The 13,114-nt window shown below is 68.0% G+C and carries 12 protein-coding genes; 7 read left to right on the plus strand and 5 right to left on the minus strand.

Annotated features, from left to right (window positions below):
- Nucleotides 1-10: 10 nt before the first annotated feature.
- The gene (locus QZ755_RS13085) at nt 11-526 is read right to left on the minus strand and encodes a ferritin-like domain-containing protein (RefSeq protein WP_294323557.1); all 516 of its coding nucleotides are present in this window, start codon (nt 524-526) and stop codon (nt 11-13) included.
- A gap of 72 nt (nt 527-598) precedes the next feature.
- Nucleotides 599-1,381 (minus strand): histidinol-phosphatase, encoded by a 783-nt coding sequence (gene hisN, locus QZ755_RS13090; protein WP_294323560.1) that lies wholly within the window; start codon nt 1,379-1,381, stop codon nt 599-601.
- Between the two features lie 212 nt (nt 1,382-1,593).
- On the opposite strand from hisN, the gene QZ755_RS13095 reads away from it, so the two are divergent.
- The 3 genes from QZ755_RS13095 to QZ755_RS13105 all read left to right on the plus strand — a co-directional run bounded on the left by QZ755_RS13095 (nt 1,594) and on the right by QZ755_RS13105 (nt 4,490).
- Nucleotides 1,594-2,586 (plus strand): phospholipase A, encoded by a 993-nt coding sequence (locus tag QZ755_RS13095; RefSeq protein WP_294323563.1) that lies wholly within the window; start codon nt 1,594-1,596, stop codon nt 2,584-2,586.
- Between the two features lie 66 nt (nt 2,587-2,652).
- Nucleotides 2,653-3,204 (plus strand): peroxiredoxin, encoded by a 552-nt coding sequence (locus QZ755_RS13100; protein ID WP_294323566.1) that lies wholly within the window; start codon nt 2,653-2,655, stop codon nt 3,202-3,204.
- A 134-nt stretch (nt 3,205-3,338) separates the two neighbouring features.
- Nucleotides 3,339-4,490, plus strand: coding sequence for a GGDEF domain-containing protein (locus QZ755_RS13105; protein WP_294323568.1), 1,152 nt, complete (start codon nt 3,339-3,341; stop codon nt 4,488-4,490).
- 59 nt (nt 4,491-4,549) lie between these two features.
- On the opposite strand, the gene QZ755_RS13110 is transcribed toward QZ755_RS13105, so the two are convergent.
- A complete protein-coding gene (locus QZ755_RS13110) occupies nt 4,550-6,178 on the minus strand; it encodes an NAD(P)/FAD-dependent oxidoreductase (RefSeq protein ID WP_294323573.1) in 1,629 nt (542 codons plus the stop codon).
- Between the two features lie 79 nt (nt 6,179-6,257).
- Here QZ755_RS13110 and QZ755_RS13115 point away from each other — a divergent pair, with 79 nt between their 5' ends.
- Together QZ755_RS13115 and QZ755_RS13120 are read left to right on the plus strand one after the other, a co-directional pair.
- Nucleotides 6,258-8,669 carry a DUF3772 domain-containing protein gene (locus QZ755_RS13115; protein WP_294323575.1) on the plus strand — a complete coding sequence of 804 codons (2,412 nt, stop codon included), beginning with the start codon at nt 6,258-6,260 and terminating at the stop codon, nt 8,667-8,669.
- Entirely contained in the window at nt 8,666-9,418 is a 753-nt protein-coding gene (locus QZ755_RS13120; protein WP_294323579.1) for a dienelactone hydrolase family protein, read from the plus strand. Before QZ755_RS13115 ends, QZ755_RS13120 begins: the two co-directional genes overlap by 4 nt.
- Nucleotides 9,419-9,596: 178 nt before the next feature.
- On the opposite strand, the gene QZ755_RS13125 is transcribed toward QZ755_RS13120, so the two are convergent.
- Together QZ755_RS13125 and QZ755_RS13130 are read right to left on the minus strand one after the other, a co-directional pair.
- The gene (locus QZ755_RS13125) at nt 9,597-10,019 is read right to left on the minus strand and encodes a CoA-binding protein (protein ID WP_294323581.1); all 423 of its coding nucleotides are present in this window, start codon (nt 10,017-10,019) and stop codon (nt 9,597-9,599) included.
- A gap of 1 nt (nt 10,020) precedes the next feature.
- Nucleotides 10,021-10,992, minus strand: coding sequence for an Mrp/NBP35 family ATP-binding protein (locus tag QZ755_RS13130; RefSeq protein ID WP_294323583.1), 972 nt, complete (start codon nt 10,990-10,992; stop codon nt 10,021-10,023).
- Nucleotides 10,993-11,108: 116 nt separating this feature from the next.
- Between QZ755_RS13130 and QZ755_RS13135 the strand changes: the two genes are divergently transcribed.
- The gene (locus tag QZ755_RS13135) at nt 11,109-12,203 is read left to right on the plus strand and encodes a protease modulator HflK (RefSeq protein ID WP_294323586.1); all 1,095 of its coding nucleotides are present in this window, start codon (nt 11,109-11,111) and stop codon (nt 12,201-12,203) included.
- A complete protein-coding gene (locus QZ755_RS13140; RefSeq protein WP_294323589.1) occupies nt 12,200-13,069 on the plus strand; it encodes a protease modulator HflC in 870 nt (289 codons plus the stop codon). The genes QZ755_RS13135 and QZ755_RS13140 overlap by 4 nt, the downstream gene beginning before the upstream one ends.
- The last annotated feature ends 45 nt before the right edge of the window (nt 13,070-13,114 follow it).

The raw sequence follows: 13,114 nt of genomic DNA on the forward strand, positions 1-13,114 counted from the left end.
GCGCCCCGTCTCAGACGTCGGCCAGTTCGGCCTGCGCATTGACCTTGTGTTCGGCCATCGTTGTCAGCTTTTCGTCGGTGGCGCGTTCTTCGGCCAGCGTTTCGGCGAGGAGCGCGGCGCAGTCCTCGCGACCCAGCTGCCGCGCCCATGCGATCAGCGTGCCGTAGCGCGTGATCTCATAATGCTCGACCGCCTGCGCCGAGGCGATCAGTGCGGCGTCCAGCACCTTCTTGTCGGCGATCTCGCCCGCGACCTCGTTCGCTTCCTTGATGATGCCGTCGATCGCGGGGCAGGTGACTGCCTTTTTCGTCGCGCCGTGCAGGGCGAACACCTGTTCCAGCCGGCGGATTTGGCCTTCGGTTTCGCTAAGATGCTTCTCGAATCCGGCCTTCAGTTCGGGGTCGGTCGCCTTGGCCACCATCTTGGGCAGCGCCTTCAGAATCTGGTTCTCGGCGTAGTAGATGTCCTGCAACTGGTGGACGAACAGATCGTCGAGCGTCGCAATATCCTTTGAAAACAGTCCCATGGGTCGTTCCTTCGCTAACCGGGGAGGTCCATCCCTAACGATGCGGCCCGCCCTCGGTTGCGAAGAAAATGGTCATTGGCCGCGACAGGCGAGCAGGTCGACGACATCCTCCAGCCGGGCAGCGTCGCCGAGTGCGATGACCTCCCCGATACTTCCGGCGTGCAGCGGGTCGCCCGACCAGTCGCTCATCGTGCCGCCCGCGCCCTCCACGATAGGTACCAGCGCCGCAAAGTCGTGCAGCTTCAGTCCGGCCTCGACCACCAGGTCGATATGGCCCGATGCCAGCGTGCCATAGGAATAGCAGTCGCCGCCCAGCACCGTCGATCGCACCTTCGCCTCGACATGTTCGAACCCATGCAACTGTCCGTCATCGAACAGCGCCGGGCTGGTCGTTGCCAGCAGCGCATCGGCGAGGTCGCGGCAGCGGCGGGTCTGCGCTACTTGCCCGTTGAAGGTGGTGCCGCGCCCGACCGCGCCGATCCAGCGTTCGGCGATGATCGGCTGGTCGATCACGCCCAGCACCGGCCAGCCATCCTCGACCAGCGCAATCAGCGTGCCGAAGATCGGCCGCCCGGCGATGAACGAACGGGTGCCGTCGATCGGATCGAGCACCCAGACGCGACCGCTGCTCCCCTCCGCCACGCCATATTCCTCACCCTGGATGCCGTCGGACGGGCGTTCGCGCTCGATGATCGCACGCATCGCTGCCTCCGCCTCGCGATCGGCCAGCGTGACGGGCGAGGCGTCATCCTTGATCTCCAGCCCGTAATGGCTGCGGAAACGCGGGCGGATGGCGGCGCCGGCGGCATCGGCCAGTTGGGCGGCAAGGGTCAGGTCGGCAGCGGTGACGGGCATGGCGGGCCTTTATGTTGGGCTGTTTGATTCGCTTGCGCGGATGGACGGTGCCGGCCCGTTCCCGCTCCCGGCCACCCACATGATATCCTCGATGGGTGGCCGGGAGCGGGACCGGGCCGGCACCGTCCGAAAACAGGCTCCAGATAGGCGGGGGAGCGTGCAAAGCGCAAACGCTGCTCGCGGTTGTCGCAAATGGCTGTCAGACAGGGGCTATGATCGCGCTCGCCCTGCTCGCCGCCGCCGGCCAACCGCAACTCCGCATCGTCGCCGAACCGCCCGCCTCGGTTGCGGCGGCGGAGGCCGGGGTGACGGTGTTCGTCCTGAACGAAGGGACGAGCGAGGCGGAGGCGACGCCGGCTCCGATGGAGGTCGTCACCGCCGATCAGGTCCCGCTCAGGATCGTGCCGGTCGACGCCGCCGCCGCGCGCGTCGCGCCGGGCGGCTTCCGCGCGGTCCGGTATCGTATCGCTCCGGTCGCGGTCGCCGCGTCTTCGACACCGGCCGCACCGAAGGGCGAAACGGTCGTCGGGACTGCGCGCGGTCAGGCGTCGGGCCTGCTCGACCGGTTCGAACCGCACGAACCGATCTATGGCGCGTTCGGGCTGGGATCGGACGGGGCCAAGCTGCAGGTCAGCCTCGCCTTTCGTCCGTTCGACGGCGCGGGCGCGCTGGACGGGGTGCGGCTTGCCTGGACGCAGACGATGTTCTGGGCGATCGACCGGTCCTCCGGGCCGTTCCGATCCACCAATTACAGCCCCGAAGTCTATTATCAGCGGCAGGTGGACGACCGCATCGTCGCAGCGGCCGGCTATACGCATGATTCGAACGGGCGCGATGCCGGGTCGATTGATGTGAACCGCCTCTTCGCCTCGGCCAGCTATGTCGTGCCGATCGGGAACGACTGGCGGATCGAAGCGACGCCGAAGCTGTGGACCTATGTCGGTACCGGCTATCGCGACCTCGACCGCTATTGGGGCAATATGTCGCTGGGCGGGGCGATCGGGCAGGTCGACGGGCTGCGCATCGCCGCGTCGCTCCGCAATCCGCTGGGCAGCCACCGCGCGGGCGAGCTGTATGTGTCCTATCCGCTGGCACGCACCGGCATCTACCTCTTCGGACAGGCCTTTGCCGGCTATGGCGAGGCGATCGACGACTATGCGCTGCGCACCTCCAGCGCGCGGCTGGGCGTGTCGTTTACCCGGTAAGCGCAGCCGCTGGCGCGGTGCGCGCAAGCTGTTAGGATGGGGGCAACTTCGCTCGAGGAATTTTCCATGCGTCTTGCCCTGATCGCCGCTGCCCTGACCCTGCCGTTCGCCGCACCGCTGTCCGCCGCGCTGGCACCCGGCGCGCGGGCGCCCGACTTCACCACCCAGGCGGCGATCGCGGGGAAGGCGTTCACGCTCAACCTGCGCTCGCAGCTGCGCAAGGGGCCGGTCGTCCTGTATTTCTTCCCGGCGGCGTTCACCGGCGGCTGCAATGCGGAGGCGAAGGCGTTTGCCGACGCGGTCGACGATTTCAAGGCGGCCGGGGCGACCGTGATCGGCATGTCGGCCGACGACATCGGTAAATTGCAGGAATTTTCCAAGGCGCATTGCGCCGGCCGGTTCGCGGTGGCGAGTGCCGGTCCGCGCGTGATCCAGGGATTCGACGTGGCGCTCAACCGTCCGGCCGGCGCCGACGGCACGGCGCGTACCATGACCACCCGCACCAGCTATGTCATTGGCCGCGATGGCAAGATCGCCTTCGTCCATTCCGACATGAACCCGGCCGACCATGTTCGCACGACCCTGGAGGCGGTGCGCGCGCTGGCCAAGCGGAGCTGATCGCCCGCCGCCGCCGTGCCGCATTCGTGGACATAGGGTAAATTTCCGCGAAACCCGATCTTAGCAAACGCGTCCTATGTCCGTTCCGTACGGTCCTGTCCGGTGGGGGCAGGCCGTTGGCAGAGGGACGGGGCGTGTATCTGGAAAAAATCGGAGACGGCGCAGCATCGGCCGGCAACGGCCTGATCCACGCGGTCCTCGCCTTTCTGGAAGATCAGCGGCTCGACCCGACACCGCTCAACTATACCTTCGCCTATCGCGTCGTCAGCGAACCTGCGGGCGCATTGGCGCTGGAAGTCGCGCGGCGGACCGATGGCGGAATCCGCCTGACCAGCGGCGAGGTCGAACAGCTGGGCAATGTGATCGACGGGCTGGTGGCGGAGGTGATTGGTTCGCCGCCGGTGGGCGATGCGCCGTCGGCAGCGCCGCGACCGGTTGTGGCCGCCGTGATCGACCCCGACGTCGCCGCCGCCGAAGCGCTGGCGGAGGAGACGCTGCGCCAGATCGCCGGCTTTGCGACGATGGTGTCGGAAATGCGCACCGAAACCCGCGATTTCGGTCGCGACCTGGCCGCCAGTGCCGATGCGTTGCAGCGATCGAGGCCGATCGCTTCCGCCGACACCGCGCTTGCCGAACTGGCCCGGATCACCGCCGCGATGCGTGCGCGGGTGGAGATCGCCGAAGCGCGGCTGGAACAGGCGACGCGTGAGGCGAGCGAGCTGCGCGAACAGCTGGCCGCGGCGCATGACGATGCCCGCCGCGACCCGCTGACCGACCTGCCCAATCGCCGCGCGTTCGAGGAAGCGGTCGGTGCCGCCGATCCGGGGCCGCGGCATATCGCCATGTGCGACGTCGATCATTTCAAGGCGATCAACGACCTTCATGGCCATCCGGTCGGCGACCGGGTGCTGCGTGCGATCGGATCGACGCTGGTCCGCGAATGTCCCGGCCATCTGGTCGCGCGCTATGGCGGGGAGGAATTCGCCGTGCTGATCGCCGGGATCGAAGGCGATGCCGCCCATGCGTTGCTGGAACGCGCGCGGATCGCCGTCGGCGAACGTCGCTACCGCCTGCGTGAGAGCGGTACGCTGGTCGAGGGTATCACCCTGTCGGCCGGACTGGTGACGATGGCGCCGGGCGAGAGCCTGATGGCGGCGATCGAACGGGTCGATGCGCTGCTGTACGCCGCCAAACGCCTCGGGCGGAACCGGTCGGTCGGCGCAACGGGCGGACCGGCGGCGAATGTTACCGGACTGTCGGTCAAGCCGCGAACACCGCGCGGATAGGCATCGGCAACGGCCGGGGGCGCTACCCCCGGCGATCGCCGTGCCGGTTATCCGGACGTTCAGCGTCCGGCGATCATGGTGCGGGCTACCGCCTCCGCGACCTTGATTCCGTCGACTGCGGCCGAGAGGATGCCGCCGGCATATCCCGCCCCTTCGCCCGCCGGAAACAGGTTGGCAGTGTTGACGCTCTGGAAATCGTCGCCACGGGTGATCCGTACCGGCGATGACGTCCGGGTTTCGACGCCGGTCATCACCGCATCGGGATGGTCGTATCCGGGGATCGTCCGTCCGAACGCGACCAGCGCCTCGCGCATTGCCGTAATCGCGAAATCGGGCAGGCATTCGGTAAGGTCGGTCAGCGTGACGCCGGGGCGATAGGACGGCAGCACGCTGCGCAGCGCTGTTGAGGGCCGCCCGGCCAGGAAATCGCCGATCAGCTGCGCCGGAGCGCGATAATCGCCGCCGCCCGCGGCATAGGCGCGTTCTTCCAGCTGACGCTGGAACGCGATGCCGGCCAGCGGATGCCCCGGATAGTCGCGCGCCGGATCGATGCCGACGACGATGCCGGAATTGGCGTTGCGTTCGTTGCGCGAATATTGGCTCATGCCGTTGGTCGCGACACGGCCCGGTTCGGACGTCGCGGCGACGACCGTGCCGCCCGGACACATGCAGAAGCTGTAGACGGTGCGCTGGTTGGTGCAGTGGTGCGACAGGGTATAGGCGGCCGCGCCCAGATCCGGATGCCCGGCACAGGCCCCGAAACGGGCATGGTCGATCCAGCTTTGCGGATGTTCGATCCGGACCCCGATCGAAAACGGCTTGGCTTCGAGGAAGACGCCGCGATCGTGCAGCATATGGAACGTGTCGCGTGCGCTATGCCCCAGCGCCAGCACCACCGGAGCGTCCGCCGCCAGCGTTTCGCCGGTCGACAGCTTCAATCCGATCAGCCGCCGGCTGCCATCGCCCTGCGTCTCCAGGTCGATGTCATCGACGCGGTGCGAGAAGCGGTATTCGCCACCCAGTGCCTCGACGGTGGCGCGCATCGATTCGACCATGGTGACTAGGCGGAAGGTACCGATATGCGGATGCGCCTCGGTCAGGATCTCCTCCGGCGCGCCGGCCTTCACGAATTCGGTCAGCACCTTGCGGCCAAGGTGCCGTGGGTCCTTGATCTGGCTCCACAATTTGCCGTCGGAAAAGGTGCCTGCGCCGCCTTCGCCGAACTGCACGTTCGATTCGGGGTTCAGCTTGCTGCGTCGCCACAGTCCCCAGGTGTCCTGCGTGCGCTCCCGCACCACCTTGCCACGGTCGAGGATGATCGGGCGGAACCCCATCTGCGCGAGGATCAGCCCGGCGAACAGGCCGCACGGCCCAGTACCCACGACGATCGGGCGCGGTCCGGCATAGTCGGCCGGCATCTTCGTGACGAAGCGATAGCCGGTATCGGGCGTCGGCCCGACATGGCGATCGCGCTTGGCGCGGTGCAGCGCCTGCCCCTCGTTCCTAACCGTCACATCGACCGAATAGACGAGCTGGATATCGTCCTTGTCGCGTGCATCGTGCGCGCGGCGGGCGATGGTATAGCGGATCAGGTCGCGCGGGGTGATCCGCAACCGTTCGCGAATCGCGGCGGCCAGCGCCTCTTCGGGATGGTTGAGCGGCAGTTTCAGTTCAGTGATGCGGAGCATCGGGCCATGTAGCGCGAGAGCCGGCACATCGCCATGGTCGCGATTGTCCGCACGCGTCGATCGCGATAGGCGGGGGAGCATGATCGGATCGCTGCTCCGCTGCCTGTTGTCGCTGTTGCTGGTCGTCAGCGCCGTCTCCGCGATCGCCCAGACGGGCGTCGCCCCCGACTATGGGACGCTGCTCGACCGTGCTGCCGACGAACTGGGCAAGGTTGATGGTGCGCTCGACACCCGGCTGGAACCCAGCGACCGCGGCGACCTGCGCGGTCGGGCGCAGGCGGTGCGGGCGACGACGCTCGACACCGCGCAGCAACTGGCCAGCGACATGGCACGGATCGACGCGCGGCTGGCGCAGCTGGGGCCGACGGCATCGGGCGAGGATGCGGCGATCGGTGCCGAACGCACCGCGTTGGCCAGGCAACGCACGACGATCGATTCGGCGACGAAGCGCGCCAAGCTGCTGTCGGTCGAGGCGCAGCAGCTGATCGACGAGATTCAGGAGGGGCAGGCTGCCGAGCTGAACCAGAAGCTGTTCGGGCGTAGCGCCTCGCCGCTGACCCCGGCCTTCTGGAGTGCGATCCTGCGGGCCGTGCCGCGCGACCTGCACCGGATCGAACGCTTCGCCGCGGCGGAGGTCGACGCCGTGCGCGGCGCCGCACTGGCACAAGGCTGGCCCGCGCTGCTCGGCCTTGCCATCGCGATCCTGTTGCTGGGGCCGGCGCGGCTGGCGGCGGCGCGGGTCGGACAGCGATTGCTGATCGAGGGTGCGCCGGGGCGGCGGGTGCGGCGCTCGGCCAATGCGCTCGGTCGCATCCTGGTCGGGACGCTGGCCCCGCTGTTGGCGGCGAGCGTGCTGCTGACCGGTGCGCGCTGGGCCGGGCTGGTCGCACCGCGCTGGGACCCCATGCTCGACCAGTGGCTGGTCGCGATCGGCTTTGCCGCCTTTTCCAGCGCGGTACTCGGCGCGATGCTGATGCGTCGCAGCCCGAGCTGGCGGATCGCACCGGTCAGCGATGCGGTGGCGGCACGGTTCCGGCCCTATTCGTTCCTGCTGGCGGGGCTGGCCGGCTGTGCGATCGCGCTGGACGCGGCCGACAGCGCGATCGGGACCAGCACGGCGATCCGCATCGCGACGCATTCGTTGCTGGCGCTGGCGCATATCCTGTTGATCGCGGCTACCCTGTTCGCGCTCGGCCGGATGCGGGCGGAGGCGAACGCACCGGCGGACGACGCGATCGAAGCACCGGCCAATACCGGGCTGGCGGCGATGGCGCTGTTCGCGTGGGGTGTCGCCGGGATCGCGGCACTGGCGCTGGTGGCGGGCTATGTCGGGTTCAGCCTGTTCGTCGGGCAGATGGCGGCATGGACGCTGGTGCTGGGCGCCGCGGTCTATCTGATCCTCGCCGCGACCGACGATGTCGCGACATCGGTGTTCGAACGCGGCAGCCGGCTGGGGATCGCGCTGACCCGTGGCCTCGGCCTGCGCGGCGGCACGATCGACCAGTTCGGCGTGCTGTTGTCGGGCGTGTTGCGCGTGCTGATCGCGGTGATCGCGTTCGCGCTGTGGCTGTTGCCGTTCGGCAGCAGCGGCGTGTCCGACGCGCTTTCCCGCCTGGGAGACCTTGCGCGCGGGGTGCAGATCGGCGGCGTCACCATCTCGCCCGGCGCGATCCTGCGCAGCGTCGTCGTGCTGGTCATCGGGCTGACGCTGGTACGTGCCTTCATGCGCTGGCTGGAGGGGCGGTATCTGCCGGCCACCGACCTCGATGGCAGCGGGCGCAATTCGGTCAGCCTCGTCGCGCGCTATGTCGGGATCGCGCTGGCGGTGATCTGGGCGCTCGCCTCGCTCGGCATCGGGGTGGAGCGTATCGCGTTGCTGCTGTCCGCCCTGTCGGTCGGCATCGGGTTCGGGTTGCAGGCGATCACGCAGAATTTCGTGTCCGGCCTTATCCTGCTGGCCGAGCGTCCGATCAAGATCGGCGACCTGATCCGCGTCGGCACCGATGAAGGCGATGTGAAGCGGATCAGCGTGCGATCGACCGAGATCACGCTGGCCGACCATTCGACGCTGATCGTGCCCAATTCCGAACTCATCACCAAGACGGTGCTGAACAAGACGCTGGCCAGCCCGCTTGGTCGCATCCAGATCCAGTTCTCGGTCCCGATCAGCGTCGATGCGGCGGCGGTCCAGCAGCTGGTGATGGAAGCTTTCGCCCGCGAAACGGCGGTGCTGGCCGATCCGGCGCCCAATGCGTTCATCGACGCGATCGTCAACGACCGCATCGCGTTCAACTGTTTTGCGCATGTCGAATCGCCGCGTGCCGCCTATCGCGCGCGCAGCAACATCCTGCTCGACCTGCTCACCCGGTTCCGCGCGGAGGGGATCGAGATGGGTACCGTACCGCAAAAGCTCGAACTGGTCACGGCCTCACCGACCGATCCGATTCCCCCCTTGCCAGCCGATCCCGCCGGCGGCACGGCACGGCCATGATCCTGCTCAACGACGAATTTGCCGACCTGCCCACCGCCGACGGTGGCGTGATGCGCACCCATGTCTTCCGTCCGGCGGGCGAGGGGCGGTTTCCCGGTGTCGTGCTCTATTCCGAAATCTATCAGGTGACCGCGCCGATCCGGCGGCTGGCGGCGTTCATCGCCGGGCACGGCTATGTCGTGGCGGTGCCGGAGGTGTATCATGAATATGAAGCGCCCGGCACGGTGCTGGCCTATGACAAGCCGGGCACCGATCGCGGCAACGACCTGAAGTTCCTCAAGCCCGTTGCCGGGTTCGACGCCGATGCGACGCTGGTGATCGATTATCTCGCGCAACATCCCGCCTGTTCGGGCCGCATCGGGGTGGCGGGCGTATGCCTGGGTGGGCACCTCGCCTATCGCGCCGCGTTCGACCCGCGCGTGCAGGCGGCGGCGTGCTTCTATCCGACCGATATTCATTCGGGGACGCTGGGCGAGGGGCGCTGCGACGACAGCCTGTCGCGGAGCGGGGAGATCACCGCGGAGATGCTGTTCGTGTGGGGGCGGCAGGACCCGCATGTGCCCTATGCCGGGCGGCAGGCGATCCGCGACGCGCTGGAAGCGGCAGGCACGCGGTACGAATGGCACGAGGTGAATGCCCAGCACGCGTTCCTGCGCGACGAAGGGCCGCGCTATGATCCGGCGCTGTTCGTGGCGGCGACCGGGTGGATGCTGGCGTTGTTCGCGCGGGTGTTGGGCGGGCGGGTTTGAGGGGAGGCTGCGGCACCCGCCTCTTTGCCCCCTTCCGTTTGCTTCGAGCGCAGGTTCGAGCCTGCCGAGAACCGTAGTCGAGAAGGGGTTGCCCCAAACGGGGAGTTCTCGACGGACGCTTCTCGACAGGCTCGAAGCTGCTCGAACCGAACGGGGGGCTGGCAGGAGTGAACAGGCCCTACCCGACCGCCGCCACGCCCAGTCGCGGAATCTCGATCTTCGGACAACGGTCCATCACCACCTGCAACCCGGCTGCTTCCGCGCGGGCGGCGGCGGCTTCGTTCACCACCCCCAGCTGCATCCACACCGCCTTCGCGCCCGCCGCGATCGCCGCATCGACCGCCTCGCCGGCAGCGGCCGGGTTGCGGAAGATGTCGACGATGTCGATCGGCTCCCCGATCTGGTCGAGGTCGCGGAACACGAACTCGCCATGCAGATGCTCGCCGGTGATCTGCGGATTGACCGGAATCACCCGGTATCCGCGCTGCTGGAGATAGGCCATCACACCATAGGAGGCCCGGTCGGGGCGGTCCGATGCGCCGACCAGCGCGATGGTCCGCGCCTCGGTCAAAAGGGTGCGGATGCCATCGTCGTCGAGCATGTCAGTTCCTTAGCAACCAGTCGCCGACCTTGGCGGCAATGGTCTGGAACGGCTCGGCCTCCGCGCCGTTCCCGGCGGCGGGAGGCGTGCCGGCATCCGACGCGGTGCGGATATCGATCGTCAGCGGAATGCGGCCGAGGAACGGGATGCCCAGTGCCTGCGCCTTCGCCTCCGCCCCGCCCGTGCCGAACGGATCGGACAGCCCACCGCAATGCGGACAGCAATAGCCGGCCATGTTTTCGACCAGCCCGATGATCGGCACCCCGGCCTTGGTGAACAGGTCGATCGCCCGCGTCGCGTCGATCAGGGCCAAATCCTGCGGCGTCGAGACGATCACCGCGCCGGCGGGCCTGTGCTTCTGCATCATGGTCAGCTGCACGTCGCCGGTGCCCGGCGGCATGTCGACGACCAGCGTATCGACCATCTGCCAATGCGCATCGACCAGCTGGGTCAGCGCGCCCGCCGCCATCGGCCCGCGCCACGCGATCGCCTGCCCCCCCGGAACCAGCTGTCCCATCGACAGCAGCGGGACGCCGTGCGGGGTGGCGACGGGCACCAGTTTCTTGTCGTGCGCCTCGGCCTTGATCCCCTCCACGCCCAGCAGGCGCGGCTGTGAGGGGCCATAGATGTCGGCGTCGATCATCCCGACCTTGCGCCCCGAACGGGCCAGCGCGATGGCCAGATTGGCCGAGAGCGTCGATTTGCCGACGCCGCCCTTGCCGCTGGCGACCGCGATAATGCGCTGCTGCACCCGCTCGCTGGTCTGCGCCACGCGCACGCTGGCGATACCGGGCGCGGTCAGGGCAGTGGCCTTCACATCGGCCTCCAGCGCGTCGCACGCCGCGGGGGGCAGGCCCGTCACGTTGAGGATGATGCTGGCCGAATCGCCGGTCACGCGGACCGTGGCGCGTCCGGCCGCGATGGGACCAAGCAGCGCATCGAGCGCGGCGGCGGGGTTCGAAGCGGAAGCCATGGCCGCGATGTAGCGTCCGAACGGCGCGTTACCACTGTAAAACGCAGGGAGGCCCCCTATAAAGGATGGATGCGATGGATCATGGGGCGGCGCGCACGCGCGCAAGGTGCTGCGGAATGAGCGACAAGGGCCCATGGGGCGGCGGCGGTGATTCCGGTAACGGATCGGGCGGCGGCGGTGGCGGTGATGACGGCCCGCGCAACCCGTGGTCGATGCCCCCGGCGGGCAAGCGCGGCCAGGTCGGCGGATCGACCTCGCTCGACGATTTCCTGAAACGCGCCCGCAGCGGCGGGCCGGGCGGCGGGCCGTCGCTGCCGGCCAATGCCGGTCGGCTGTGGCTGGCGGCGGTCGCGGCGCTAATCCTCGTGTGGATCGCCTTCACCAGCTTCCATTCGATCGGGCCGCAGGAACGCGGCGTCGTGACGATGTTCGGCAAATATACCGGCACGCTCAATTCCGGCATCCAGTTCACGCTGCCCGCCCCGATCATGCGGGTGCAGGTGGAGGATGTGCAGAACACCCGGACCGAGAGTTTCCCGGCGGGCGGCAATCAGGCGAACCTGATGCTGACCGGCGACCAGAATATCGTCGACCTCGCCTATTCGGTGCGCTGGAACATCAAGTCGCCGGAGGATTACGTCTTCGAGATCAAGAACCCGCAGGAAACCGTGCGCGCGGTCGCCGAAAGCGCGATGCGCGCGGCCGTGGCGAGCAAGAACCTGACCCAGGCGATCGGTTCGGGCCGCGGCGAGATCGAGGCGGACGTGCAGACCCGGATGCAGACGCTGCTCGACGAATATCAGTCGGGGGTGCGCGTGCTGGGCGTCAGCATCCAGAAGGCGCAGGCCCCGGCCGAGGTGGACGACGCGTTCAAGGCGGTGACCGCGGCGCAGCAGGAGGCGCAATCGAACCTCAACCGCTCGCGCGCCTATGCGCAGCAGGTGATTGCCCGTGCGCAGGGCGACGCGACCGAGTTCGACAAGATCTACGAGCAATATCGCATGGCCCCCGACGTGACCCGCCGGCGGCTCTATTACGAAACCATGGAGCAGGTGTTGAACCGCGCCGACAAGACGATCGTGCAGCCCGGCGTCCAGGCCTATCTGCCCCTGCCCGAAGTACGTCGGCAGCAGCAGGCGACGCCCGAACCGGAAGCGCCCGCTCCCGCCCCGCAGGCGCAGCCCACGCAGACCACGGGAGCGACCCGATGAACCGCGCGCTGCGTAACCCGATGGGCGTCGGGATCGCCCTGCTGGTCCTCGTCATCCTGTTGTTCAGCACGATCGTGATCGTGCCCGAAACGCGGCAGGCGGTGATCCTGCGCTTCCAGCAGCCGGTCGGTATCCTCAATCCCTACCGCGCCGATCAGCCGTTCGGGCGCACGGGTGCCGGGCTGGTCGCGAAGATCCCGTTCTTCGACCGCGTGGTGTGGATCGACAAGCGGGTGCTGGACATCGAACTGAACAACCAGCCGGTGCTGTCGACCGATCAGCTGCGGCTGGAGGTCGATGCCTTTGCCCGGTTCCGGATCGTCGACCCGTTGCAGGCGGTGATTTCCACCGGGTCGACCGCCAACACCGAGGAACGCGTCGCCAACCAGCTCGAACCGCTGCTGTCGTCGGCGTTGCGTGCCGAACTCGGCCGGCGCACCTTCGCGTCGCTGCTGACGCCCGAACGCGGCGCGGTGATGGACAATATCCAGAACGCGCTGCAGCGGACCGCCCGCCAATATGGTGCGGAAATCGTCGATGTGCGGATCAAGCACGCCGACCTGCCCGATGGCAGCCCGCTGCAATCGGCGCTGGCACGGATGCGCTCCGCCCGCGAACAGGAAGCGGCGACGATCCAGGCACAGGGGCAGCGCGACGCGCAGGTCGTACGCGCCAATGCCGAAGCGGAAGCGGCACGCATCTATGCCGCCAGCTTCGGCAAGGACGCCGATTTCTACGCCTTCTGGCGGGCGATGCAGTCCTATCGTGCGACCTTTGCCGGCGCGCCGGGCCAGAGCGGATCGACGTCGATCATCCTGTCGCCCGACAACGGTTATCTCCGCGAATTCGGTGGCCGGGAACGCTGAGGCGTGCCCGGACATTCAAACCGCGTTCAGCAACGTAGTGGCAGG

This window comes from uncultured Sphingomonas sp. (genome assembly GCF_913776855.1).
Classification (GTDB): domain Bacteria; phylum Pseudomonadota; class Alphaproteobacteria; order Sphingomonadales; family Sphingomonadaceae; genus Sphingomonas.

What these genes read in the sequence shown, in the direction of transcription:
- QZ755_RS13085 (WP_294323557.1), bottom strand. Translation starts at nt 526, where the DNA reads ATGGGACTGTTTTCAAAGGATATTGCGACGCTCGACGATCTGTTCGTC.
- QZ755_RS13110 (WP_294323573.1), bottom strand. Translation starts at nt 6,178, where the DNA reads ATGCTCCGCATCACTGAACTGAAACTGCCGCTCAACCATCCCGAAGAG.
- QZ755_RS13135 (WP_294323586.1), top strand. Translation starts at nt 11,109, where the DNA reads ATGAGCGACAAGGGCCCATGGGGCGGCGGCGGTGATTCCGGTAACGGA.
- QZ755_RS13125 (WP_294323581.1), bottom strand. Translation starts at nt 10,019, where the DNA reads ATGCTCGACGACGATGGCATCCGCACCCTTTTGACCGAGGCGCGGACC.
- QZ755_RS13130 (WP_294323583.1), bottom strand. Translation starts at nt 10,992, where the DNA reads ATGGCTTCCGCTTCGAACCCCGCCGCCGCGCTCGATGCGCTGCTTGGT.
- QZ755_RS13140 (WP_294323589.1), top strand. Translation starts at nt 12,200, where the DNA reads ATGAACCGCGCGCTGCGTAACCCGATGGGCGTCGGGATCGCCCTGCTG.
- QZ755_RS13120 (WP_294323579.1), top strand. Translation starts at nt 8,666, where the DNA reads ATGATCCTGCTCAACGACGAATTTGCCGACCTGCCCACCGCCGACGGT.
- QZ755_RS13100 (WP_294323566.1), top strand. Translation starts at nt 2,653, where the DNA reads ATGCGTCTTGCCCTGATCGCCGCTGCCCTGACCCTGCCGTTCGCCGCA.
- hisN (WP_294323560.1), bottom strand. Translation starts at nt 1,381, where the DNA reads ATGCCCGTCACCGCTGCCGACCTGACCCTTGCCGCCCAACTGGCCGAT.
- QZ755_RS13095 (WP_294323563.1), top strand. Translation starts at nt 1,594, where the DNA reads ATGATCGCGCTCGCCCTGCTCGCCGCCGCCGGCCAACCGCAACTCCGC.
- QZ755_RS13115 (WP_294323575.1), top strand. Translation starts at nt 6,258, where the DNA reads ATGATCGGATCGCTGCTCCGCTGCCTGTTGTCGCTGTTGCTGGTCGTC.